The organism is Ruegeria sp. BF10 (genome assembly GCF_056538725.1).
The window spans coordinates 171,412-194,866 of record NZ_JBQFTR010000005.1 but is presented as its reverse complement, the minus strand read 5'-3'; the positions used below and the strand labels follow the sequence as shown (position 1 = coordinate 194,866).

General features: G+C 61.7%; 22 protein-coding genes. 8 read left to right on the top strand and 14 right to left on the bottom strand.

Annotated features, from left to right (window positions below; translation table 11 throughout):
- Positions 1 to 6 precede the first annotated feature (6 nt).
- From mutL to ACR0DJ_RS17805, 5 genes are all read right to left on the bottom strand, one after another.
- Positions 7 to 1,869, bottom strand: coding sequence for a DNA mismatch repair endonuclease MutL (gene mutL, locus ACR0DJ_RS17825; protein WP_480685889.1), 1,863 nt, complete (start codon positions 1,867 to 1,869; stop codon positions 7 to 9).
- A gap of 263 nt (positions 1,870 to 2,132) precedes the next feature.
- A complete protein-coding gene (locus ACR0DJ_RS17820) occupies positions 2,133 to 3,062 on the bottom strand; it encodes a metal ABC transporter permease (protein WP_170346666.1) in 930 nt (309 codons plus the stop codon).
- Complete coding sequence (locus ACR0DJ_RS17815; RefSeq protein WP_480685888.1) at positions 3,059 to 4,264, bottom strand: metal ABC transporter permease; 1,206 nt, start codon at positions 4,262 to 4,264, stop codon at positions 3,059 to 3,061. Before ACR0DJ_RS17815 ends, ACR0DJ_RS17820 begins: the two co-directional genes overlap by 4 nt.
- Positions 4,265 to 4,267: 3 nt before the next feature.
- Positions 4,268 to 5,071: a metal ABC transporter ATP-binding protein gene (locus ACR0DJ_RS17810; RefSeq protein ID WP_170346668.1), complete on the bottom strand. Its 804-nt coding sequence runs from the start codon at positions 5,069 to 5,071 to the stop codon at positions 4,268 to 4,270.
- Positions 5,072 to 5,074: 3 nt separating this feature from the next.
- Positions 5,075 to 6,028: a metal ABC transporter solute-binding protein, Zn/Mn family gene (locus ACR0DJ_RS17805; protein WP_480685887.1), complete on the bottom strand. Its 954-nt coding sequence runs from the start codon at positions 6,026 to 6,028 to the stop codon at positions 5,075 to 5,077.
- A 201-nt stretch (positions 6,029 to 6,229) separates the two neighbouring features.
- Here ACR0DJ_RS17805 and deoC point away from each other — a divergent pair, with 201 nt between their 5' ends.
- Genes deoC through ACR0DJ_RS17785 form a run of 4 tightly spaced genes read left to right on the top strand, consistent with a single transcriptional unit; the run spans position 6,230 to position 10,643 of the window.
- Positions 6,230 to 7,228, top strand: a complete 999-nt coding sequence (deoC, locus tag ACR0DJ_RS17800) for a deoxyribose-phosphate aldolase (RefSeq protein WP_170346670.1) — start codon at positions 6,230 to 6,232, stop codon at positions 7,226 to 7,228.
- Positions 7,229 to 7,239: 11 nt separating this feature from the next.
- Entirely contained in the window at positions 7,240 to 7,479 is a 240-nt protein-coding gene (locus tag ACR0DJ_RS17795) for a hypothetical protein (protein WP_480685886.1), read from the top strand.
- The gene (locus ACR0DJ_RS17790) at positions 7,476 to 9,809 is read left to right on the top strand and encodes an aldehyde dehydrogenase family protein (protein ID WP_480685897.1); all 2,334 of its coding nucleotides are present in this window, start codon (positions 7,476 to 7,478) and stop codon (positions 9,807 to 9,809) included. Before ACR0DJ_RS17795 ends, ACR0DJ_RS17790 begins: the two co-directional genes overlap by 4 nt.
- Positions 9,810 to 9,833: 24 nt before the next feature.
- Positions 9,834 to 10,643, top strand: coding sequence for an SDR family oxidoreductase (locus ACR0DJ_RS17785; protein WP_480685885.1), 810 nt, complete (start codon positions 9,834 to 9,836; stop codon positions 10,641 to 10,643).
- Between the two features lie 22 nt (positions 10,644 to 10,665).
- Here the strand turns inward: ACR0DJ_RS17785 and ACR0DJ_RS17780 are convergent, their stop codons facing one another.
- The 7 genes from ACR0DJ_RS17780 to ACR0DJ_RS17750 form a co-directional block, all read right to left on the bottom strand.
- On the bottom strand, positions 10,666 to 11,976 hold the full coding sequence (locus ACR0DJ_RS17780) for a M16 family metallopeptidase (protein WP_480685884.1): 1,311 nt from the start codon (positions 11,974 to 11,976) through the stop codon (positions 10,666 to 10,668).
- Complete coding sequence (locus ACR0DJ_RS17775; RefSeq protein WP_170346674.1) at positions 11,973 to 13,313, bottom strand: M16 family metallopeptidase; 1,341 nt, start codon at positions 13,311 to 13,313, stop codon at positions 11,973 to 11,975. The genes ACR0DJ_RS17780 and ACR0DJ_RS17775 overlap by 4 nt, the downstream gene beginning before the upstream one ends.
- An 81-nt stretch (positions 13,314 to 13,394) precedes the next feature.
- Positions 13,395 to 13,910 carry a DUF3035 domain-containing protein gene (locus tag ACR0DJ_RS17770; RefSeq protein WP_257599488.1) on the bottom strand — a complete coding sequence of 172 codons (516 nt, stop codon included), beginning with the start codon at positions 13,908 to 13,910 and terminating at the stop codon, positions 13,395 to 13,397.
- 50 nt (positions 13,911 to 13,960) lie between these two features.
- Positions 13,961 to 14,437: a signal peptidase II gene (gene lspA, locus ACR0DJ_RS17765; RefSeq protein ID WP_480685883.1), complete on the bottom strand. Its 477-nt coding sequence runs from the start codon at positions 14,435 to 14,437 to the stop codon at positions 13,961 to 13,963.
- Positions 14,437 to 16,026, bottom strand: coding sequence for a bifunctional phosphoribosylaminoimidazolecarboxamide formyltransferase/IMP cyclohydrolase (gene purH, locus ACR0DJ_RS17760; RefSeq protein ID WP_257599489.1), 1,590 nt, complete (start codon positions 16,024 to 16,026; stop codon positions 14,437 to 14,439). Before purH ends, lspA begins: the two co-directional genes overlap by 1 nt.
- 22 nt (positions 16,027 to 16,048) lie before the next feature.
- Positions 16,049 to 17,788: a heparinase II/III family protein gene (locus ACR0DJ_RS17755; protein WP_480685882.1), complete on the bottom strand. Its 1,740-nt coding sequence runs from the start codon at positions 17,786 to 17,788 to the stop codon at positions 16,049 to 16,051.
- A gap of 90 nt (positions 17,789 to 17,878) precedes the next feature.
- Complete coding sequence (locus tag ACR0DJ_RS17750; RefSeq protein WP_480685881.1) at positions 17,879 to 19,138, bottom strand: RsmB/NOP family class I SAM-dependent RNA methyltransferase; 1,260 nt, start codon at positions 19,136 to 19,138, stop codon at positions 17,879 to 17,881.
- 88 nt (positions 19,139 to 19,226) lie between these two features.
- On the opposite strand from ACR0DJ_RS17750, the gene ACR0DJ_RS17745 reads away from it, so the two are divergent.
- Positions 19,227 to 19,409 (top strand): DUF1674 domain-containing protein, encoded by a 183-nt coding sequence (locus ACR0DJ_RS17745; protein WP_170346680.1) that lies wholly within the window; start codon positions 19,227 to 19,229, stop codon positions 19,407 to 19,409.
- A 4-nt stretch (positions 19,410 to 19,413) separates the two neighbouring features.
- Here the strand turns inward: ACR0DJ_RS17745 and ACR0DJ_RS17740 are convergent, their stop codons facing one another.
- Positions 19,414 to 20,268 (bottom strand): LysR family transcriptional regulator, encoded by an 855-nt coding sequence (locus ACR0DJ_RS17740; protein ID WP_480685880.1) that lies wholly within the window; start codon positions 20,266 to 20,268, stop codon positions 19,414 to 19,416.
- A 98-nt stretch (positions 20,269 to 20,366) separates the two neighbouring features.
- Between ACR0DJ_RS17740 and tmpA the strand changes: the two genes are divergently transcribed.
- The 3 genes from tmpA to ACR0DJ_RS17725 are packed head-to-tail and all read left to right on the top strand — an operon-like array spanning position 20,367 to position 22,755.
- Positions 20,367 to 21,503, top strand: a complete 1,137-nt coding sequence (gene tmpA / locus ACR0DJ_RS17735) for a 2-trimethylaminoethylphosphonate dioxygenase (protein ID WP_480685879.1) — start codon at positions 20,367 to 20,369, stop codon at positions 21,501 to 21,503.
- Positions 21,500 to 22,090 (top strand): (R)-1-hydroxy-2-trimethylaminoethylphosphonate oxygenase, encoded by a 591-nt coding sequence (tmpB, locus tag ACR0DJ_RS17730; RefSeq protein WP_170346683.1) that lies wholly within the window; start codon positions 21,500 to 21,502, stop codon positions 22,088 to 22,090. The genes tmpA and tmpB overlap by 4 nt, the downstream gene beginning before the upstream one ends.
- Positions 22,087 to 22,755 (top strand): ureidoglycolate lyase, encoded by a 669-nt coding sequence (locus tag ACR0DJ_RS17725; RefSeq protein ID WP_425079990.1) that lies wholly within the window; start codon positions 22,087 to 22,089, stop codon positions 22,753 to 22,755. Before tmpB ends, ACR0DJ_RS17725 begins: the two co-directional genes overlap by 4 nt.
- On the opposite strand, the gene ACR0DJ_RS17720 is transcribed toward ACR0DJ_RS17725, so the two are convergent.
- Positions 22,742 to 23,425 carry a DUF2306 domain-containing protein gene (locus ACR0DJ_RS17720; protein ID WP_480685878.1) on the bottom strand — a complete coding sequence of 228 codons (684 nt, stop codon included), beginning with the start codon at positions 23,423 to 23,425 and terminating at the stop codon, positions 22,742 to 22,744. The genes ACR0DJ_RS17725 and ACR0DJ_RS17720 overlap by 14 nt on opposite strands.
- Between the last annotated feature and the right edge of the window lie 30 nt (positions 23,426 to 23,455).

Below are 23,455 nucleotides of genomic sequence, written 5' to 3'. Positions count from 1 at the left end.
ACCAGATCAACTGCGTCCGAACAGGCGTTCGATATCGCTGAGCTTCAGTTCCACATAGGTTGGTCGCCCATGGTTGCACTGGCCGGAATGCGGCGTCGCCTCCATCTCGCGCAGCAGGGCATTCATCTCTTCGGCCCGCATCCGACGGCCGGATCGGATGGACCCATGGCAGGCCACCCGGCTGAGGATTGCTTCGATCCTTGACTGCACCATCTGGCTTTCGCCCTGATCAGCAAGTTCATCCAGGATATCGAGGATCATCGCGCGCGCATCGACTTCGCCCAGAATGGCGGGGGTTTCGCGTACGGCAATGGCGCTTCCGCCGAAAGGTTCGATGGTCAGGCCAAGGCGCGTCAAGTCATCTGTGACGGCCATCAGGCGGGCGCAATCCCCTTCCGACAATTCCACGATTTCCGGAATCAGCAGGGCCTGCGCCGCGACGCCATTCTCGGCCATCTGCGTTTTCAGCTTTTCATAAACCAGCCGTTCATGTGCAGCATGCTGATCTACGATCACCATGCCATCGGCGGTCTGGGCTATGATGTAATTCTCGTGCACCTGCCCGCGAGCAGCACCAAGCGGCAGATCCGGCGCCTGAGGCTCCTGCACCTCGGCGACCTGTGCAACCGGGGTCGGCTCGACGAAGCTGCCGCTGTAGTCATTGGCCAGTTCCGCAAATCCCGGTGCCTGTGCGCGATACGCCGCCGTGCGCGCGGCAGAGGACGGGCGATCCATCTGATAAACCCGCGCCGGAGCAGGCTGTGCGGGTTCCCGTCGCATTGCGCCCAGCGTCGCATTGGCAACGGTCGAGGACGCCCTGTGCCCGGCCTCGGCCAAAGCATGGCGCAGGCTGGACACGATCAGCCCCCGCGCGACACCGGGATCCCGGAACCGAACCTCGGATTTCGCAGGGTGGACGTTCACGTCAACCAGCGTGGGGTCGCAGTCGATGAACAGAGCTGCCGCCGGGTGGCGATCCCGGCTCAGGAAGTCGAAATAGGCCGCCCGCAGCGCGCCAGTCAGCATCTTGTCGCGCACAGGACGTCCGTTGACGAAAAGGTACTGTGCCACCGCAGCGCCCCGGGAATAGGTCGGCAGGGCAGCATAGCCATAGAGCCGGATGCCCTCACGCGTGGCATCAATCTGCAAGGAGTTTTCCGCAAATTCGCGCCCGATCACGCGGGCCAGTCGGGCGTGGAGCGCATCAAACAGATCCCCGTTTTCGCGATCCGCGCGAAAGGTCACGCGACCCTCGCCGCCACCGGACACATCGCGCAGGGTGAAGGTCACGGAAGGTTCGGCCATGGCCAGCCGTTTCACTATGTCGGTGATCGCCTGCGCCTCGGCCCGGTCCGTGCGCATGAATTTCAGGCGGGCTGGCGTGGCGTAGAACAGATCGCGCAGTTCGACCACAGTCCCCGCGCGCAGGGCGGCGGGTTTGACCGCATCCATCTTGCCACCCGCGACGTGCACCTGCGCCGCATCCGCACCGGGAACGCGGCTGGTTATGGTCAGACGCCCAACGGCGCCCAGGGATGGCAGCGCCTCACCCCTGAACCCGAAAGTGTGGATGTTCAGCAGGTCCGAACCGTCAATCTTTGACGTGGCATGGCGGGACAAGGCCAGCGGCAGATCTTCCGCCGCGATACCGCAGCCATCATCCGTGACCCGGATCAGGGTCTTGCCGCCATCTGCGACAGCGATTGCGATCCGCGTGGCCCCGGCATCGATTGCATTCTCGACCAGTTCCTTGACCGCCGAGGCCGGTCGTTCCACCACCTCACCAGCCGCGATGCGGTTGATTGCGGCATCGTCGAGCTGCTTAATCACGGGGCGTTTTTCGCCGATATTGGGGTTTACCTGCGCCATACCCCTATACCTAGCATAACCGCGCACGATTCTGCCACCGGTTTGAACCGCACTTTTTGGAAGAGAGGGGGCGCCCGGGTGTCCGCGAACGAGAATTCATTCCGGATCACCCGGACGTGCCAAGTGAGTGGTGTGTTTCAGCTAATCAATGGGGCAGGATGTATCATGCACGTGTCGGAAAATCTGCTTAAGATTCTCCCGCTCAGTTTCTTGGCAGAGATTGGCCGATGACGTGCGGGCAAGTGTGGCGGGAAAATGCCTGATCAGCCAGATGTGCGTACGCCGATCCTGGCCCGGCAGGGTCCGAACATCGCTGCCGCAGCGAGAATCAAGCCTGACATCGTGGCGATCATGCCCGCCGCGCTGACGGCATCCGCGCCGCCCAGCCACAGCGGGCCATAACCTGCCAGCACATAGCCCGACACTGCCGCCGCTTTGGCGAACACAACGCTCCAGGCAATCTGCGCTTCCAGTCGGTTGGTCAACATCCGCGCCGCGGCGGGCGGGCAGATGAACATGGCGATCACGATGATCGAGCCCACCGCGTCAAAAGCCGCCACCGCCGCAATTGCCGCGGTGATGACCAGTGCCATGCCCAGAACGCCGGTGCGAATGCCAACGGTCCGGGCAAAGCCCTCGTCGAAGGTAGAGATCTTCAGCGGCCGCCAGAACAGCCATGTAAACAAAGACACACCGACCAGTGTCAGCGCAATGCGGGGTAATTCCGGGGGCAATCCGGACAGCGCCTCTGTGTCCAGCAAGGACGACCATCCGGTGGCGTCCAGCCAGATCAGGCTTTCGAGATTGCCGTAAAGCGCATGTTCCACATCCAGATGCACCGTCGACGTATCCGTCTGCTCAAGCAGCAGGACGCCCACAGCGAACATGGTGGTAAAGACCACGCCCATGGCGGCCCCGGGTTCGATCTGACCCAATCGGCGAATGGCTTCGATCAGCACCACGGCCACAACGGCAGCGCCTGCCGCGCCCAGCATCATCGGCCAGGTCGATATCGTCCCTGTGATCAGAAACGCCACGACGATTCCCGGCAGCACCACATGGCTGATCGCGTCTCCGATCAATGCCTGTTTGCGCAACACCAGAAAATTGCCGGGCAACGCGCAGGCAATGGCCGCGAATGTACCGATCAACAACGGCGTCAGAGACAGCGGGACAAATTCTTCACCACTCATACCGGCACCCCCATTGGCCCGCCGATGCGGCGGTCTATCTCGGCGATCTGATCGCGGGTCAGGACGGTTTCGATATCCCGCAACCCATCATATAGCGCGGCTGTTGCCTCATGTGCCTGATCTGCGCGCACGATTTCCCAGCGCTTTTCATCCCGCAGCGCCTTGGCCGCACGGGCTTTGCCAATGTCGGTCGCAACGCCGTCCGCGCGCACCAGCCCAGCGCGGCGCAGCAAGCGCAGGGTCAGGGGTTCGTAGATCTTTTGCCCCTGCGCCAAGGCCAAAAGACCCTGACGAATATGCACCCGGCGTTGAAAGCGCAGATGGCGCAGCACCGCCGCCAAAACGCCACGTATCGGCGCCAGAAACAAAGACACGACAAAGAAGGCAAAGCTGACCAGAACGATAATCGGCCCCGTCGGAAGGTTTGGCGCCGAGGCCGAAATGGCCGCGCCAATGTACCCCGCCAACCCGCCGGCCAATCCCGCAAGCAGAACGACATGGTCCGAGCGCTCGGACCAGAACCGCGCGGTCACGGCAGGAATGATCAGCAAAGCCACGATCAGAATCAAACCCACGATTTTCAGGCCAACCACGGTCACGGCCATGACCAGCCCCATCATGGCCAGATCGATCCTGTGCACCGGCAACCCGCGGGCTGCGGCATATACAGGATCGAAGGCCACAAGAATCATCGGGCGACGAATGATCATGACCAGCAGCAGCGTCGCAGCGCCGCCGACCGCAATGATCATCGCATCAGCCCAGAGCATCCCGGCAGTGGACCCCAAAAGGAATCCTTCCAGCCCGGCCTGACGGCCTACGCCCATCGTCTGTATGACCGTCAGCAAAACGATGCCAAAGCCGAAGAAGACCGACAGGACCGCTCCGATGGCGGCATCTTCGGCCAAACGCGTGTGACGCGTCAGCCAGTTCATGCAGAGAAGGCCGATCCAGGCCGAGATGGCCGATCCCGCCAACAGGCCCAGCAGGTTGCGCCCGTCCCCTCCGAGTGCGACCAATACCATGAAAGCCAGACAAACGCCTGGCAGGGTTGCGTGGCTGATTGCATCACTGACCAAAGCGCGTTTGCGCAGGAACAGAAACGTCCCCGTCACACCGGCTGAAACACCCAGCAAGGTTGCACCGATGGCAACCAGCGTGGCGTTGTAACCAAGTTGCAGGGTCAGAGCATCCCAAAGCATGCGTTACCCCAGCGCGCGCGATATCTGATCGATCTGCGCGGTTGCCAGTCGACCGCCATATGCTGATTGCAATGTTTCCGCCGTGAAGGCCTCGGCCACTGGCCCCTCGGCCACCTTGCGGGTGTTGATCAGGAAAACATGGTCGAAATAATCGGTCACGGTCGCAAGGTCGTGATGCACCACGACGACCGTCTTGCCCGCCTCTTTCAGGGATTTCAGCACCGAGATGATGGCTTTCTCGGTGGCGGCATCCACGCCTGCGAAAGGTTCATCCAGAAGGTACAGATCAGCGCCCTGAGCCAGCGCGCGCGCCAGAAAGACACGTTGCTGCTGCCCGCCGGACAGCTGCCCGATCTGGCGATTCGCGAAATCCCGCATTCCCACGCGGTGCAAACAATCCATCGCGCACGCCTTGTGGCGGGCACGCACACGGCCCAGCAAGCCAAGTTCGCGCGACAGGCCCATCAGAACCACGTCGATGACGCGTGTTGGAAAATCCCAATCCACGCTGGCGCGCTGAGGTACATAGGCAATGCGTGCGCGCTGCGTGTCCAATGGCTGGCCAAACACGGTCACCTGACCTGACAGGGGGGAAACGATACCAAGCGCCGCCTTGAGCAATGTGGATTTCCCGGCCCCGTTCGGTCCGATGATCGCGGTCATCGCCCCGGGCTGTACGGTCATGTCGACTGAAAACACCGCAGGTTTCTGCCCGTAAGAGACCGTCAGGCCGCGCAGGGCAAGGGGGCTGTCGACCAACCCCCCGTCACCAACGGTCATACCTTCATTGCTGACCAGACCCAGCATCGATCAAAACCCCGCCGACAGTTTTCCGTCCATTCCACGATCCGGCACATCACCACCCAAAGCACTGGCAATGACCGTAATGTTATGATCCAGCATACCAACATAAGTGCCTTCATAGGCTCCTTCTTCATCCATGGCATCCGAGAACAACTCGCCCCCCACGTGCACCTCATGTCCCTTTGCAGCCGCGCCCTCGATCAGCGCGCGGATTGACCGATCCGAGACCGAGCTTTCGACGAAAACAGCCGTGATCTTGCGGTCAACCAGCAGATCGACCAATTCGCCTATCCGGTTCAGGCCCGCCTCGGACTGGGTCGAGATGCCCTGAATTCCCAGAACCTCGAACCCGAAGCTTTCACCAAAATACCCAAAGGCATCATGGGCTGTGACAAGAACCTTGTTGTTGTCCGGAACGGACGCCAGAGCTTTGTCTGCATAGTCTGTCAGACGATCGATATCCGCCAGGTGTGCCTGCGCATTCGCTGCAAAAACCTCGGCCGCTTCAGGACGTACCTCGGTGAGGGCTGCCTGCACTTCAAGCACCACGTCCCGCCACAACTCGGGCGTCATCCAAACATGAGGATCATATTTGTCGGCGTAATCGTCATGCGCGCGCAGCTTCGACTTGTCGATACCTTCGGCAACTGCAACCACGGTCCGCTTGCGTTCAAGGTCATGGAAGAAATCCTCCATCTGCGCTTCGAGGTACAGGCCATGCCACAGGATCAGATCCGCACGGGTCATCGCCACGATATCGCTGCGGGTCTGGCGATAGGCATGCGGGTCGACGCCCGGCCCCATCAGCCCCCTGACGTCAACATGATCTCCACCGACCTGACGTGCCGCGTCGGCAATCATGCCCGTCGTGGCCACCACCTTAAGGGGTGCATCGGCCCAGGCCGTGACTGGCAGGGATACCGCCAGCGCCAATACTGCAAGAAAATTCCGGCGAATCATCTTCGACCTCAGCTTTTGCTTCCTGTGTGAGCTGAATATGAGAACCATTCGCAAGTAAGTCAACGCTAATGCGAATTATTCGCAAGAAAGCCGTCGCATTTTGTCCATTTGGTCAAAAATTATCCAAACATTGCATGCCTGCATCTTCCATTCCCCGGTCTCCCGTGCGATTTTGTCGCAAACCTCCCAAAGGACGTGACAATGGATACGCAGAGCTCAGAAAGCCCCGTGCGCACCGCGCATCTGCCGCAAGTGACCGAAGCCCGGAATCCCGGCATGGATCTGGATCTGGACTGGGTGCGCGCCGTTCAGGCCAATACCTCGGCTATCGAGCGCCGCGCCGCGACCCTGCCGGGCCGCCGGTCGGTCAAAAAGGAATATCAGGCAGCCTGGCTGCTGAAGGCGATCACCATGATCGACCTGACCACCCTGTCGGGCGATGACACCGAAGGCCGCGTGCGCCGCCTGTGCGCCAAGGCCCGCCAGCCGGTGTCGCCCGCCCTGCTGAAGGCGCTGGACATGCCGCCGATCACCACCGGGGCGGTCTGTGTCTATCACGACATGATCGAAACGGCGGTGGAGGCGCTGAAAGGCACCGGGATTCCGGTCGCGGCCGTATCCACCGGCTTTCCGGCGGGCCTGTCGCCCTTTCACCTGCGCGTGGCCGAGATCGAGGAAAGCGTGAAGGCCGGGGCCGAGGAGATCGACATCGTGATCTCGCGCCGCCATGTGCTGACGGGCGACTGGCAGGCGCTCTATGACGAGATGAAGGCGTTCCGTGCGGCCTGCGGCGAGGCGCATGTGAAGGCGATCCTGGCCACCGGCGAACTGGGCAGCCTGCGTAATGTCGCGCGCGCCTCGCTGGTCTGCATGATGGCGGGGGCGGATTTCATCAAGACCTCGACCGGCAAGGAAAGCGTCAACGCCACCCTGCCAGTGTCGCTGGTGATGATCCGCGCCATCCGCGACTATTACGAGCGCACCGGCCATCGCGTGGGCTACAAGCCCGCGGGCGGGATTTCCAAGGCCAAGGACGCGCTGGTCTACCTGTCGCTGATCAAGGACGAGCTTGGCGACCGCTGGCTGCAACCCGACCTGTTCCGCTTTGGCGCCTCGTCGCTGCTGGGCGATATCGAGCGGCAGTTGGAGCATTTCGTCACCGGGGCATACTCGGCCGGATACCGGCACCCGATGGGCTGAGGACAGGAACAATGACTTCTAAAGAAATCAAAGAACTTCTGAAACCTTGGCTTGAAGACGTGCTACGGGACGCGAAGAAAAAGATGACAATCGTGGAAGTCGCTAGGGAGATTTGGCGAATCCACGAAAATGAGCTTCGAAAAGACGAAGCCCTTTTCCTTACATGGCAATACGAAATGCGATGGGCCGCACAATCCCTCGTTGATGAAGCAAAGATAGAAAAGTCCAGAGATGGGTGGGTATGGCTATGACAGTCAAAGAGATTTTCGAGACCATGGAATACGGACCCGCACCGGAAAGTGCCGCCGAGGCCCTGGCATGGCTGGTCGATCAGGGCGACAAGTTCGGCCATTTCATCGACGGCGCCTTCACCAAGCCCGGCAAAGGGTTTGAAAGCCGCAACCCGGCCACGGGCGAGGTTCTGGCCAAGCTGACACAGGCCACCCAAGCCGATGTGGACGCCGCCGTGGCCGCCGCCCGCAAGGCGCAACCCAAATGGGAAAAGCTGGGCGGCCCGGCCCGCGCCCGTTACCTTTATGCCATCGCGCGGCTGATCCAGAAACACGCCCGCCTGTTCGCGGTGCTGGAAACGCTGGACAACGGCAAGCCGATCCGGGAATCGCGCGACATCGACATTCCGCTGGTGCAGCGGCATTTCTACTATCACGCGGGCATGGCCCAGCTGATGGAAACCGAGCTGCCCGACGCTGAGGCGCTGGGGGTCTGCGGCCAGATCATCCCGTGGAACTTCCCCTTGCTGATGCTGGCGTGGAAGGTGGCCCCGGCGCTGGCCATGGGCAACACGGTGGTTCTGAAACCGGCCGAATACACCTCGCTGACGGCGCTGCTGTTTGCCGATATCTGCATGCAGGCCGGGCTGCCCAAGGGCGTGGTCAACATCGTCACCGGCGACGGCGCGGTGGGCGAGATGATCGTGAACGCCGACGTGGACAAGATCGCATTCACCGGTTCGACCGAAGTGGGCCGCCGCATCCGCGAGGCCACCGCCGGGTCGGGCAAGGCCCTGACGCTCGAGCTGGGCGGCAAGTCGCCCTATATCGTCTTTGACGATGCCGATATCGACAGTGCCATCGAAGGTCTGGTCGATGCGATCTGGTTCAACCAGGGCCAGGTCTGCTGTGCGGGCTCGCGCTTGCTGGTGCAGGAGGGCATCGCCGAGCGGTTCTACGCCAAGCTGCGCGCGCGTATGGACACGCTGCGCATCGGCAACCCGCTGGACAAATGTATCGACGTGGGTGCCGTGGTGGACCCGGTGCAGCTGCAGACCATCAAATCGATGGTCGAGGGCAACGCGGTGGGCCAAGTTTACCAACCCGCTTGTGAGTTGCCCGCCAACGGCTGCTACTACCCGCCGACGCTGATCACCGGCCTCGAAACCTCGGACCCGCTGATGCAGGAGGAGATATTCGGCCCGGTTCTGGTCTCGTCGACCTTCCGCACCCCGGCCGAGGCGGTCGAGCTGGCCAACAACACCCGCTACGGGCTGGCCGCGACGGTCTGGACCGAGAACGTGAACCTTGCGCTGGACATCGCGCCCAAGCTGGTCGCGGGCGTGGTCTGGGTAAACGCCACCAACCTGTTCGACGCAGCCGCCGGGTTTGGCGGTGTACGTGAAAGCGGCTTTGGCCGGGAAGGAGGCTGGGAAGGGCTGAGCGCCTATACCAAGCCCAAAGGCAAGGCAAAACCGCTGGCGAAGGTCGAAGCAGTCACTGGCGAAGGTGCGCCGGTAGATCCGATTGACCGTACGGCCAAGATGTATGTCGGAGGCAAGCAGGCGCGGCCTGACAGCGGCTATTCCCGCGCGGTCTGGGGCAAGGCGGGGCTGCTGGGCCACGTGGGCCTTGCCAACCGCAAGGACGTGCGCAACGCGGTCGAGGCCGCGGCGGGGGCCAAGGGTTGGTCCAAGACCACGGGCCATCTGCGGGCGCAGATCCTGTACTATATCGGCGAGAACCTCTCCGCCCGCGCGGATGAATTCGCCGGGCGCATCGACGCGATGACCGGCCGCAAGGACGGCGCGAAAGAGGTCGACGCCGCGATCCAGCGCCTGTTCACCGCCGCCGCCTGGGCCGACAAGTATGACGGCCAGGTGCATGGCGTTCCGATCCGGGGCGTGGCGATTGCGATGAAGGAACCGGTGGGCGTGATCGGCGCGCTGTGCGCCGACGAGGCGCCGCTGCTGGGTCTGGTCTCTGCCATGGCGCCTGCGATTGCGATGGGCAACCGGACAGTTCTGGTGGCGTCCGAGCCCTACCCTCTGGCCGCGACGGACTTCTACCAGATCCTCGAGACCTCTGACGTGCCTGCGGGTGTGGTCAACATCCTGACCGGCAGCCATGCAGAACTGGCGAAACCGCTGGCCTCACACCTGAATGTGGATGCGGTCTGGTCGTTCTCGTCCACCGACCTGTCGAAGGAGATCGAGGTCGTCTCGGCCGGGAACCTGAAACGGACATGGGTCAATAACGCGACGGCATTTGATTGGGGCATGGACCATTCCCGCCGCTTCCTTCAGGCTTCGACCGAAGTGAAAAACATCTGGGTGCCCTACGGCGAGTAGGGCTCCCCGCCAAGGGAGGCCTACATGGATTTTTCAGGAAAAACCGTCATCGTCATCGGCGGAACCAGCGGTATCAACCGCGGTATTGCCGAGGCTTTCGCGGCGGCAGGTGCCAAACTGGCCGTGGCCAGCCGGTCGCAGGACAAGGTGGATGACACCGTCGCCGCGCTGAAAGCCGCAGGTGCACAGGATGCGATCGGGGCAGCGTTCGATGTGCGTGACCCTGATGCGGTGGCGGCGGGCCTCAAGCAGTTCCACGACACGCTTGGTGATTTCGATGTGCTGATCTCGGGTGCGGCGGGCAACTTTCCCGCGCTGATGGCGGAAATGTCGGTCAACGCCTTCCGCACCGTGGTCGAGATCGACCTGATGGGCACCGTGCATGTGATGAAAGGGGCCTATCCCTATCTGAAACGCCCCGGCGGCAACATCATCAACATCTCGGCCCCGCAATCGTATTTGCCCTACGAGGGCCAGGCCCATGTCTGTGCCGCCAAGGCGGGGGTTGACCAGATTACCCGCACCCTGTCGATGGAATGGGGCGTCGAGGGCATTCGCGTGAATTCGGTCGTGCCGGGCTTCATCGAAGGCACGGAAGGCGCCAAGCGCCTTGCACCCACACCCGATGCCGGTGAGGCCTTGCGCCGCGACGTGCCGCTGGGCCGTTGGGGTCAGCCGCAGGACGTGGCCAACGCTTGCCTGTTTCTGGCCTCGGACATGGCCAGCTATATCAGCGGTACGGTTCTGGCTGTGGACGGGGCGCTGTATCAGCGTGGCTCGGGCAAGTTCGGCCAGATGATGGGAGACATGCTGCGCAGCATGAAAAAGGGGTAAGCCGCAGCTTACCCCCACAGGTTCAGTTCGTTGTTTCCAGTCCAACCGGCTTGCCAACGACGACAAAGTGCAAACCGTCCGGGTCAAGCAGTTCGGCAGCAACGCGGTTTACGTCTTCCAATGTCACCGCGTTCACCTTGTCATTCCGGGTGGCGATATAGTCGATCGGCAGGCCTTCCATCTGCATCCCAACCATGATCCCGGCAATCTGTCCGTTGCCGTCAAACCGCAGCGGATAGGCGCCGGTCAGATAGGTCTTGGCGTCGTCAAGTTCCTCTTGCGTCACGCCTTCAGTGGCCGCGCGCGCCCATTCATCGCGAATTACGTCGATGGCTTCGGCGATACGGTCATTGGCAGAGGACACGGACCCAAGATAGACCGAGGCCAGATCCTTGGGCACCAGATAAGTCCCGACCCCATAGGTCAGGCCGCGCTTTTCGCGCACCTCCTGCATCAGCCGGCTTTCAAACCCGCCGCCGCCAAGAATGTGGTTCAGAACGAAGGCCGCAAAGAAATCCGGGTCATCCCGATCAATCCCGGCCTGACCGAACAAGGCCACGGACTGAGGCGTGTTGAATTCGACAACACTGACGCCACCGGGAATGTTCACCTCGGCCTTGCCGGGGATGGGCTTGCCGGTGTCCGGCAAGTCGCCAAGCAGGGTATCAAGCAGGATCCCCAGTTCCTCTGCCGTTATATCGCCAACGGCCCCCACGTACAGGCGATCCTTGGAAAAGACGCCTTCATAAGCCGCGACCACGTCGTCACGGGTCAGGGCCGAGACGCTTTCGATGGTGCCTTTCCCTTCGGATCCATAGGGGTGATCCCCGTAGGCCATCTGCGCAAAGGTGAGGCTTGCGATTTCGTTCGGGTCAGTCTGATCCGAGCGCAGGCCCGACAGAATCTGGGCGCGCACCCGATCAACCGCATCCTGATCAAAACGCGGCTCGTGGATCGTCGTGCGCAGCAAATCGACCACTTCATCCCGGTTCTCGGACAGAAAACGCGTGGAAATCGAAACTGCATCGTCGCCGGCATTGTATCGGAACGAAGCGGCCAGAGCCTCCAGTTCACGCGCATAGGCCCGCGCATCCATATCGCCCGCGCCTTCTTCGATCAGCCCGCTCATCAGGTTGACCGCGCCGCGTTTGTCAGGGTCGTCCAGCGACGTGCCGCCACGGAACCGCAGTTCCAGCGCGGTGAATGGGATGGAATGGTCCTCGACCAGCCAGGCTTTGATGCCACCGGGCGAGGTCACTTCTTCGATCTCGATCTCGGCCAAAGCCGGCAGGGCGACCAGGCAGGCAATCAGCGTTGCAATAAACCGTTTCATTGCGTCACCTCGTCATCGCGCATCAGCCAGCCGGTAACAGACGCCTCGGGTTGCAGAACTTCGCGGGCTGCGGCGATGATCTCATCACCGGTCACGGCCTGAAGGATCTCGGGCCAGGCCTGCACATCTTCGACCGTCAGACCGCTGGTCAGGGCCCGGCCATAGCGGTTGCCGATGCCGTCCACATTGTCGCGCGCATAGGTCTGGGCGGCGCGTAGCTGCATCTTGATGCGCTCAAGATCGTCTTCGTTCACACCTTCGGCAATGAAATCAGCCACGGCCTGGTCCATGGCGTCTTCGGCTTCTTGCAGGGAAACACCCTCGGCCGGAACGACGATCAGATCGAAGGTCGTGTCATCCAGCGAAACACCACGATAGAACGCCCCGGCATAGACGACCTTCTGCTGATCAAACTGCAACTTTTCGTTCAGATAAGAGGTGGTGCTTCCACCCAGCAATTCGGCCAGCAGAAACAGAGCCGCCGCTTTTTCCTGTTCGCCCGGATCGCGTTCCGGGGCCAGATAGCTGCGCTGAACGTAAGGCTGGGCGACGCGCGGGTCCTTGAAGGTCAGGCGACGCTCGGCCGTTTGCGGCGGCTCTTGTGACCGCACCCGCTCGGGCAGGTCCGGATTGGCGGGAATCACACCGTAATACTGATCGGCAAGCGCGCGGACTTCGTCGGGATCAACGTCACCCGTGACCACCAGAATGGCGTTGTTGGGTGAATAATGGGTCTGGTAGAACGACAGCGCGTCCTCCATGTCCAGATCTTCCATCTCGTGCATCCAACCGATGATCGGAACGCCGTAGCGGTGGTTCAGATACTGAGCCGCACTCATCTGTTCGCCGAACAGGGCGCGCGGGTTGTTTTCGGTACGTTGGTTGCGTTCCTCAAGAATCACGTCCCGTTCGGTCAGAATATCCTCTTCGCTCAGCCGAAGGTTTCGCATCCGGTCGGATTCCATCCGCATCATCAACTCTAGCCTGTCGGCCGCGACACGCTGAAAATATGCGGTGTAGTCATACGAGGTAAAGGCGTTGTCGTTGCCGCCATTGGCTGCGACGGTGGCCGAAAACTCACCCGGGGCCAGCGTGTCGGTGCCTTTGAACAGAAGGTGTTCCAGAAAATGCGCCACACCCGAGGATCCGATCGGCTCATCTGCGGATCCGGCACGGTACCAGACCATGTGTTGTACGACCGGTGCGCGGTGGTCTTCGACCACGACGACATCCATTCCGTTGTCCAATGTGAATGTGGTGACCGCTTCTTTCCCGTCCTCGGCAAAAACCGGGGTGGCAGCGATCAGGGCAGCCGACAAGGCCAGGGCCCGAACCATGGGGCATCCTCCGTTTCGTTTCTGGTATTCAAACTACGGTGACGCGGCCCGGGTTCAAGCCCGATGACGGAAAGTTAAGAATTATTCACCCGGCGGCGAAGAAGGGGTTTCGATCCCGGCCCGACGGGCAGCTTCTGTTTCCGCGAACGGATCGATCGATTGTTTTTCGTAAACCTGACCATAGCGGTCGACCGGGAACAGGCGCAGACCTGTCCAACGCCCCCGCCGTTTGCGGAACGCGGCGTCATCAGCCTCGACCACCTGCCGCGCATCGGGGGAAACACCATAGCGGCTGGAGGCCGTGACAAGCGCTGCATCCGAGGATGGCACAGCTGTATTCGGGTTCAGCGCAGAAGCATTTCCGCCCAGCGCAGCCACCGCATCGGCATTTGGGTTCGGATCCGTCAGATTCGCGCCACCCGGCGTGGGTGCAGGCAAGAACGCATAGTCCTGAGGTTGGGTCAGCGGCTTGACCGGCAGCACGGAAAACTCATCCGGCCCCGGACCCGGAGGCTCCAGATCCCGAAGACCCGGATTCGAACACGCCGCAACCGCAGCGGCAACAGTCAAAACAAATAGGGCGCGCGGCATCCGCATTGGTGTCTCCAGCCTGTTTCAGGCGCTTTTATCGCATATCATTCCGCGCGTCACGAGGCCTTTTTGCCGTCAAACAGCACCAGCCCGATGGCTCCTGCAAATATGAAGACATCTGCGAGGTTGAAAACAAACGGATTGTTGATGCCGCAACAGGACATGTTCAGGAAATCCAGAACAAAGCCGTAAAGAACCCGATCCACCACATTCGCCAGCGCACCGCCGATCAGCAGGCCGCCACAAAACAGCATCAGCCTTGAATGGGCTGCACGGCTGAGCCAGACAAGCACGCCAACACAGATCGCCACGGAAACGCCGATCAGAATCCAGCGCGCGGCCTCCGAGTTTCCTTGGAAAAGGCCGAAATTGATGCCCCGGTTCTCGCCGTATTTGAACACCAGCAGCGGCGGCACAACATCGATGCCGCCGGGCTGATCGGCCACGCGCAGGACGTGAACGACCAGGTATTTGCTGATCTGGTCGATCGCAAAGGCAGCCAGCGCCGCCCAGAGAAGCAGGCGTGACCGCATCAGTGGCGGAAATGGCGCATGCCGGTAAAGACCATGGCAAGGCCCGCCTCATCCGCCGCGGCGATGACTTCATCGTCACGCATGGACCCACCCGGTTGGATCACACAGGTTGCGCCCGCCTCGGCCGCTTCCATCAGGCCGTCAGGGAAGGGGAAAAACGCGTCCGACGCAACGGCCGAGCCGATGGTCAGCGGTTGGGCCAAGCCCAGCACGTCAGCCATACGTTCGGCTTTCTTGGCGGCAATCAGGGCCGAGTCCACACGGCTCATCTGGCCCGCGCCGACGCCCACGGTGGCGCCGTCCTTGACATAGACGATGGCGTTGGACTTGACGTGCTTTGCCACTTTCCAGGCAAACAAAAGGTCACGCATCTGTTCGTCGGTCGGGGCCTTCTTGGTCACAACTTTCAGATCATCCATGCCGACAAAGCCGTTATCCTTGTCCTGCACCAGCAACCCACCGGCCACCTGACGCACGGTTTTCCCACCGGCGGTCACATCCGGCAGCGCTTCGGTCGTCAGCAGGCGCAGGTTTTTCTTGGCGGCAAAGATTGCTTTGGCCTCATCCGATGCGCCTGGAGCGATCACGACTTCGGTGAAAATCCCGGTGATCTCCTGCGCGGTCTCGGCGTCCAGAGGCTGATTCAGCGCCACGATACCGCCGAAGGCAGAGGTGCGGTCGCAGTCGAAGGCAGCCTTGTAGGCCTCAAGCAGGGTTGCACCCCTGGCCACGCCACAGGGGTTGGCATGTTTGATGATGGCGCAGGCGGCGCCCTGCTGGGGGTCAAACTCGGCGACCAGCTCAAAGGCCGCATCGGTGTCGTTGATGTTGTTGTAACTCAGTTCCTTGCCCTGATGCTGCACGGCGGTCGCAACGCCCGGACGGTTTGTGCCGTCGGTGTAGAACGCCGCCTGCTGATGGCTGTTCTCGCCATAGCGCAGGGTCTGTTTCAATTCACCGGCAAAGGCGCGACGTTTCGGGGCTTCAAGCTCCAGCGCGTCGGCCATCCAGTTGGACACAGCCGTGTCATAGGCCGCGGTACGCGCATACGCCTTTTGCGCAAGCCACTGACGGAAACCATAGGAAGTCTTGCCGTAGTTTTCTTCCAATTGATCCAGCAGCGAGGAATAGTCCTCGACATCCACAACCACATTCACGAAGGCATGGTTTTTGGAGGCCGCGCGGATCATTGCCGGACCGCCGATATCGATGTTCTCGATGCATTCGTCATAACCCGCGCCTTTGGCCACGGTTGCCTCGAACGGATAGAGGTTCACAACCAGCAGATCGATCGCGCCGATGCCGTGTTCTTCCATCGCAGCAACATGGGTGTCGTTGTCCCGCAGCGCCAGCAGGCCACCATGCACCATCGGGTGCAGGGTCTTGACCCGACCATCCATCATCTCGGGGAAGCCGGTGATCTCGCTGACATCCTTCACCGCAAGCCCTGCATCACGCAACGCCCTGGCCGTGCCGCCGGTCGACAACAGTTCGATCCCGCGCTCGGCCAGCGCCTTGCCCAGCTCGATCAGCCCGGTTTTGTCGGATACGGAAAGCAACGCGCGGCGCACGGGGTGAAGATCGGTCATGGGTCCAAAGGTCCTTTTGGCGTCAGTCTAAATCGGGCTCGTCCCGGTGCGTATCGCGCACGGCATAGGCTGTGTCCTGTGCCTTGCTCAGAGTCCACCGGGTGCGCGTCGCATACTCCATTGCGCGCCCGGATAGAACGATCTGTTTTGTCGCGCGTGGCTTTAAACGCCCTTTTTCAAGGTAAACGCTTGGCTCGACGGACAATTTTCCAACGCCATCATGGCGGAAAACCCAGATTTCACCGCTTTTGAGCGCCATCGACACCGCCGCCCCGCCCAAATCCAGCGCCGCATCGACATCCGGATGCAGGTGAAACCGGATGTCATAGCCGATGCCCCTGAGGCCCGAAGCATCCATCGCCTTGTCAAACTGTCGCTTCGCCTTGTCGGTCGCGGTCAGCAGAATATCCTCAACGGTCAGTTCCCGACCGTCAAATCGCAATTCGAATGTACGCGCATGGGTCAGGCCAAAGACCTTTGCGTATCCATCATGCCCGGCCATGAAGCGGATGCCCTCGAACGCATCCTCGAAATCAACGGGCACCTCTTGCGGTGCGTCAACCAGCGCCTGAGCTTCACGCCCCGGCACCGGGCTGGCCAGCCGGGCGCTTGAGAACCCATCCAGGCAAAGCGTCGAGTGCGACGGCGTCGCCCGTCCGGCGCGGCGCCATTCCAGTCCGAAACTGGCCCCCGACCCGCAGTTCACGATCAGCGGCCGCCGCCCCGAGGTCAACTCGAACGCCAGAGTAGAGGCATGCGCATTGTACGAGGCCGCTCCGGAAGGCGGCACACTGGCATCCACGATCACCGTGGTGCGTGCGGCTGCCAGCCGGGCATAGCCCATCGGCAATTCGGTTGCCGCCTTATGTTTGACGCCGCTTTGCGCAAGAGCCTGTTCCAGACGTCCCTCGACACCGCGCCCGCCACCATGGAACCGTGCCAAGGCCCCGTCCGCGTGGCGCAGGCTGCGCAGGGTCGGCGCGATCCGTTTGATCGCATTGGCCTGAGCGGCAGGCGTGCCGCGCCCAAGATCGCTCAGCGCCGCCGATGTCCAGCTGAGCAATGTGAAGACCTCGAGCAGTTCTTCCGGATTGCGTGTTGGAATGCCGCCTTGCGCGTCGACCTGACGGTCACATTCTCCGGCCAGGGCGCGCAGGGCCGGGTCGGCCATGTGCTCCAGCCCCTCCAACGCCAGCCCGGCCTGTACTAGCCCAGCCAGCGCCTCGAACCGGGGCAGACCCGGGGTCGCGGCATGCCAGCGTTTGGACAGAAACCATGTCTGTTGGGCAAGCGAGCGGAAAAACAGCTTGCTTTGTTTTTCATCCGCCCCTCGCAGCAGAAAAAGCGCGTGGTTGATCCAGCGCATCACCCGTCGTCCGGTCAGATCAGGCACCCAGCCGGGCCCTTGCCCGCGCCCGTGCGCCTCGATCCATCCCCAGACCCAGCGCTGCGCCTTTTCCCGCGCACGCATGTCTCCGACCGCAGCCAGATCATCCAGCCAGGCAAAACCGTGACGTTCTTCGTCAAAGCCGGCACTGGGGGCGGTGACGTCCCAAAGCCCTGTATCTTCGGCCTCGACCAGATAGCCTGCGAACAACAGGTTTCCGGCAACCAGTTGCCGCCCACGTGCAAACGAACCCACCGAGCGCGGATCCGGTTGCGCAACAAACCCTGTGACCGCCTTCTGCCGCTGGCTCAGGCGCGCATAGAAACGGTTCTGAAACCGCATCCACCGGCTGGTCATGGTGTCTGATTTCGACATGACGCGTGTTACTCTGCCCCTTGCGCTCTGCTGGCGCTTGAGACCCAACGATAGACCGCGCCGATCGTCAAGTCATCGAAAAGCGTGCGTTCAGGCGGATTTGGTCAGGCACGCGATATAGAACCCGTCCATACCGCCCCGATCCGGCCAATAATCAGGGCGCAATCGCATGCCGCCTTCTTCAGTGATCCAATCCGTTTCAACACCGGGTACGTTCAGCGCGTCGCGATCCACGCTCATGCCAGGATACATGTCCAGCGCCTCTTCCACCTGAACTTCGCCCTCGTCCGGCAGCAGGGAACACGTGCAATAGACCAGACGCCCACCGGGTTTGAGCAAGCCCCACGCGTGGGCCAACATGCGCGACTGGAGTTCGATCAGGCCGCCGAATTCCGAACCGTCCTTGGCAAACGGCAAGTCAGGATGCCTGCGGATCGTACCTGTGGCCGAGCACGGCGCGTCCAGCAGGATCGCGTCGTACTGGCCCTCGTGTTCCAGCGCATCGCCAACAACGACCTTCGCCTTCAGGCCGGTCCTTGCAAGGTTTTCGCGCACCCGTTCCATCCGTGATTCCGACACATCCAGTGCCGTGACATCAGCCCCTGCGGCCGCAAGCTGCATCGTTTTTCCACCTGGGGCCGCGCAGAGATCCAGCACTTTCTGGCCCGCCTTCGGGGCCAGAACGCGAACCGGCAATGCGGCCGCCGCATCCTGCACCCACCAGTCTCCGGCCTTGTACCCTGGCAGGGTCGAGACCTGACCCGCGTCCTTTATACGCACCGACCCGGTCGGAAGGATCTCGCCTGAGGGGCCTTTCGCCCCTGGTTTCAAGGTAAGGTCCAGTGGTGCGCCCGCGAAATGTGCCTGCTCCATTCCGGTAACAGCATCCGTGCCCCACGCCGCGATCAGAGGTTCACGCAACCACTCCGGCAAACGCGGAACGCGCATCTTTGGCCACGCCTCGGGGCCTTCTGCCGCAACCTTGCGCAGAACGGCGTTCACCAACCCCTTGAGGCGACCATGCTTGCGCGAACGGCTGACGATCTCGACCATGGAATTGACGACGCCATGCGCGGCTTCGCCATTACAAAGCTCGACCGCCCCCAGTCTCAGTGCGTTGTGGACCGTCAACGCAGGTGTGCGGTTCAGGTGATTGTCCAACAGGCGGTCGGCCCGTTCAAGCCCACGCAGCGTTTCCAAAGCAAGGCGCTGAGCGCGTGCGCGGTCCTCGGGCTCCAACCGATCCACGGCGCCCGCCGCCAGACACTCGGCCAGCAGGCGACCTTCGCCCAGAACCTGATCCAGAAGATAGATTGCGCTGCGCCGTGCTGCTGTTGCGCTGTTAGACATGGTACCGCCTTCATGTGACCTGCGCCCGCATTGCCAATGGCGGACGCGGGCGTATATCAAGGCTGTGCACGGAAAGGAACCCGATGTCATGAGTGACGACCGCAAAGACTTGCCCCCTGCCGCCCGGCGCGCCCTGGCCGAAGCGGAAGAACGCCGCCGCAAAGCCGCGGCCCAGGCCCAGGAATTGCCGAAAGAGCTGGGTGGCCGAGACGGGCCGGACCCCGCCCGTTATGGTGACTGGGAAAAGAAGGGCATCGCCATCGACTTCTGAACGGTCAACCACGCAGCGCATTCAGGAAATCCTCGATCAGGGCACGCTGTTTTCTGGACTTCGCCCGGTCTTCAGGCCAGGTCAGCCAGTACCCGTCTTTGGTGTGCAATTCAGGTAAATCCAGCCGCCGCAACCGCCCCTCTTGCAGGTCGGCAAGGGCCAACGGAACCGATCCCAACACCACACCCATGCCGCGCCGCGCAGCCGAGATCGCATGTTCCATCGAATCAAAACTGATTTTTGATTGCGGCAGGTCCTGCTGGCCGTTTTTCTGGCTCCACTCTCTCCAGCCGGGGCGTTCTCCGCGCAGATCGATCAATGGGGCGCCCCAGTCGACACCCGGCGGCGCCATGGGGGCAAGGACCTCGGGTGCGATCAGGGCGGCATCACGCCCGGCCCAGATGCCCCGACCATATCGGATTTGCAGCCAGGTTCGTTCTTCGTCCAAAGACGACCGGCGCGCGACCGAGTCGGTCATCACCCGAACCCCGGGCTGCATGTCGTGAAACCGGGTCAGCGCCGGCAGAACCAATGCGTGGATGTTCGACGACAACCCGGCCACGCGCAGCTCGCGCGGGGATTTGCCAAACAGATCCTCGGTATTGCGCTCCAGCGCGCGAAGGCTGTCCTGCACCAAAGGCAGATAGCTTTCACCTTCAACCGTCAGTGACACGCCCCGCGCCTCGCGCACGAACAGGGATCGGCCCAGCCAGGCTTCCAGATTGCCGATCCGCTGGCTGACAGCGGCCTGCGTCAGCCCGAACTCCTTGGCTGCTGCCGAGAACCCACCAAGACGCCCGGCTGCCTCGAACACGCGCAACCAGTCCAACGGCGGTAGACCGATCTTTTTCTTAGCCATTAGATTTTCCAAGCCTCAGCCGAAATAAGGATTAATTGTCGTAATGCCATGAACAGCGTATCTGCTCAACCAAAGCTCGCGCCGAACAGGAGACCCCAATGCTGCGCACCGCCACCCATGACAGTTCGGTCGTCACCGTCGCGTTCGACACAGGACCGCAAGCCCGCTTTCACGCCATCTGGCTGCGCGACAACGCGCTGGACCCGGAAACCCGTGCCCCGGGCAACGGCCAGCGGCTGATCACCATCGGCGATATCCCTGCTGACATCTCGGTCAGTTCAGCCGAGGTTGTCGCGGGCGGCCTTCAGGTCACGTTCCAGCCCGAAGACAAAACCGTTACCTTCCCGGCCGAATGGCTGGCCGAACACAACTATGATTGCGAACGTGATGATACGCTGGGCCGCACCGGCCCCGGCATCATCACCTGGGAAGGCGGGATCGCCACACCCTCTGGCGACTGGAACGAGGTTCATGCCAGCCGTGCGGCCAAACGCAACTGGCTGGCGTCTGTGGCGCGTTACGGCTTTGCCAGGCTGACGGGCGGGCCAACCGAACCAGAGTCGCTTTTGAAAGTGGCCGACCTGTTCGGTTATGTCCGCGAAACCAATTATGGCCCTTATTTCGAGGTTCGGACGGAAGTGAACCCGACCAACCTCGCCTATACCGGGCTTGGCTTGCAGGCCCACACCGACAACCCCTATCGCGACCCTGTGCCGACGCTGCAAATCCTTTATTGTCTGGAAAACAGCGCCGAAGGGGGCGACTCGATCGTTGTCGACGGCTTTCGCGCTGCCGAAAAGCTGCGTGCGCAGAACCCCGAAGGCTTTGCGCTGCTGGCAGGCTACCCGGCGCGGTTCGAATACAAGGGGTCTGACGGTGTCTGCCTGCGATCTCGCCGTCCGATGATCGAATTGTCGCCGGATGGCGAACTGGTCGGGATCCGGTTCAACAACCGTTCCTCCGCGCCCTTCGTGGACGTGCCTTTCGACAGGATGGAAGCCTACTATGCGGCTTATCGTCGACTGGGCGAGATCATCGACGACCCGGCCATGGGCGTGTCGTTCAAACTGGAGCCGGGCGAAAGCTTCATCGTCGACAACACCCGTGTCCTGCATGCAAGGCTGGGCTATTCCGGTGCGGGGTCGCGCTGGTTGCAGGGGTGCTACGCCGACAAGGACGGGTTGCTGTCGACTTTGGCGGCGATGGAGATGGCGCAGCCGGAGGCAGCGGAATGAAGCCCGATTTCTCGACGCTGAACCGGGACAATATCGTCGCCTTCATCGGGGATATCTTCGACCGCCGCGGCGGTGAGGAATATCTTGGCGAACCCGTCACCATGGCCCAGCACATGCTTCAAGGCGCCACCATCGCCGAACAGAACGGCCAGCCTGAAGAGATCATCGTCGGTGCCTTGTTGCATGATATCGGCCATTTCACGTCCGAATTCGGAACCTACCACCCCGATGATACCGAAGACCGCCACCACGAGGATGCGGGTGCTGAGGTGCTGGAGCAGTTCTTCCCTTCGGTCATCACCGATTGCTGTCGATATCACGTGGCCGCCAAGCGGTATCTCTGCGCCACCAAGCCCGAATATTTCAACCGCCTCTCCGCCGCCTCGGTCCATACCCTGGAGCTGCAAGGCGGCCCGATGAGCGCCGAAGAAGTCGCCGCGTTCGAATCCAATCCGAACCTGAAAGAGATCATTCAGGTCCGGTATCTGGATGAGGCCGGCAAACGCGCGGATATGGAGACACCGGATTTCGCCCATTTCGCACCGATGGTTCAGCGCATGGTCGACAGGCATCTGGGTGCATCATGACCGCACCCGAGTACATCTTCGAGGCCAGTTCGAAACCCTCACTGCCGTGGCACAAAGTTCCCCTGATCCGTGCGACGGACACATCGGTCAAGGGGTACGGCTGTTTGGTCGACGACCCCGAAACCTTTGAAATCGAGATCGTACGCTGGCCGCAGCAGGGCTGGCGACCGATTGACGACGGCACGGGTGACGAAGGCGGCTGGGTTGAAGGCACGTTCAAATGCGACTGGCAGGGTGACGTGCTTTACGGTGAGAACGAGGCGGTCAAAGGCCATTACGTGCTGGGTTGGTCCGCCGACCCCCAACAGGCACAAACCGACCGGAAAACAGCACCGCGGGATCAAGTGTTGCTGTGGCATATGAACTATCACCCCGACGGCGGGCAGATGTTCTGGCCGCTGGACAACAAGCCCTTCATCGTGCCTGTGGCCCTGCCCGGCGACAATCTGACCCCGGACAAGGTGGTCGCTTTCTGGTGTGACGGATCAAGGGGGCTCTATATCCATCCCGGCATATGGCACGAAGGGATTTTCCCGGTTGAGGACAACCAGCGCTTCCTTGACCGACAAGGAGCCGTTCACGCGCGGGTCAGCGCGGATATCGGCACAGAATTCGGCGTCTACCTCGCGTGTCCCCTGCGGGCCGACAAGATCAGGAACCTGTGACCAGGGCATTTTGATGAGTGGCACGGTTGCGGGCGATCCAGATTTGTACGACCAGCAGATACGGTACAAAGAACGCGAAATTCTGAATCAGATCGAACAGGCCCGAGAAATCGGGCTCTGACCCCCACCCGCCGGTCAGCAGATACCACAATGTGTAATGCACGCGGTAAAGCCAGGATCCAAACGCCAGCCAGAACAGCCGCAATCCCCATGCCCAATGTCCTGCGCGATCCCCTTCCAAAGCCCTGCGCGCCACCATCAGCGCGGCCGTGAAAAGACACAGCCCGTACAGAAAGAAGGCGGCAGACATCAGCGGCCCGCCGATGGTTCCGCGCAGGGGAATATAACTCATGCCTGCCAGCCCGGTGATCAATGCCAGCGCCACCAGACAGGCTCCCATCACGCGGTGAAACCGATTGTACTTGAGCCGCAGCCCCTTCAGCAGTTGAAGCGGGACGAGTACGACCAGAAAACTACCTGCCAGAATGTGCACCAACATCGCGGCATTGCCGACACTCTCGCCATCAGCGAACAGATAGCTGCGCCGGGCGGCGTCCTGCGACAGGCCATCGCCGATCATTCCAACGCCATGCGCAACGAAAGGCAGCAGTGTCAGGTAGAACACCGCAAGCAAAATGCCGGTTGCCAGTCCAGAGCGCCGAATCCTCATGAATCAAAGCTTAGCGTCGGCGACCGCTTC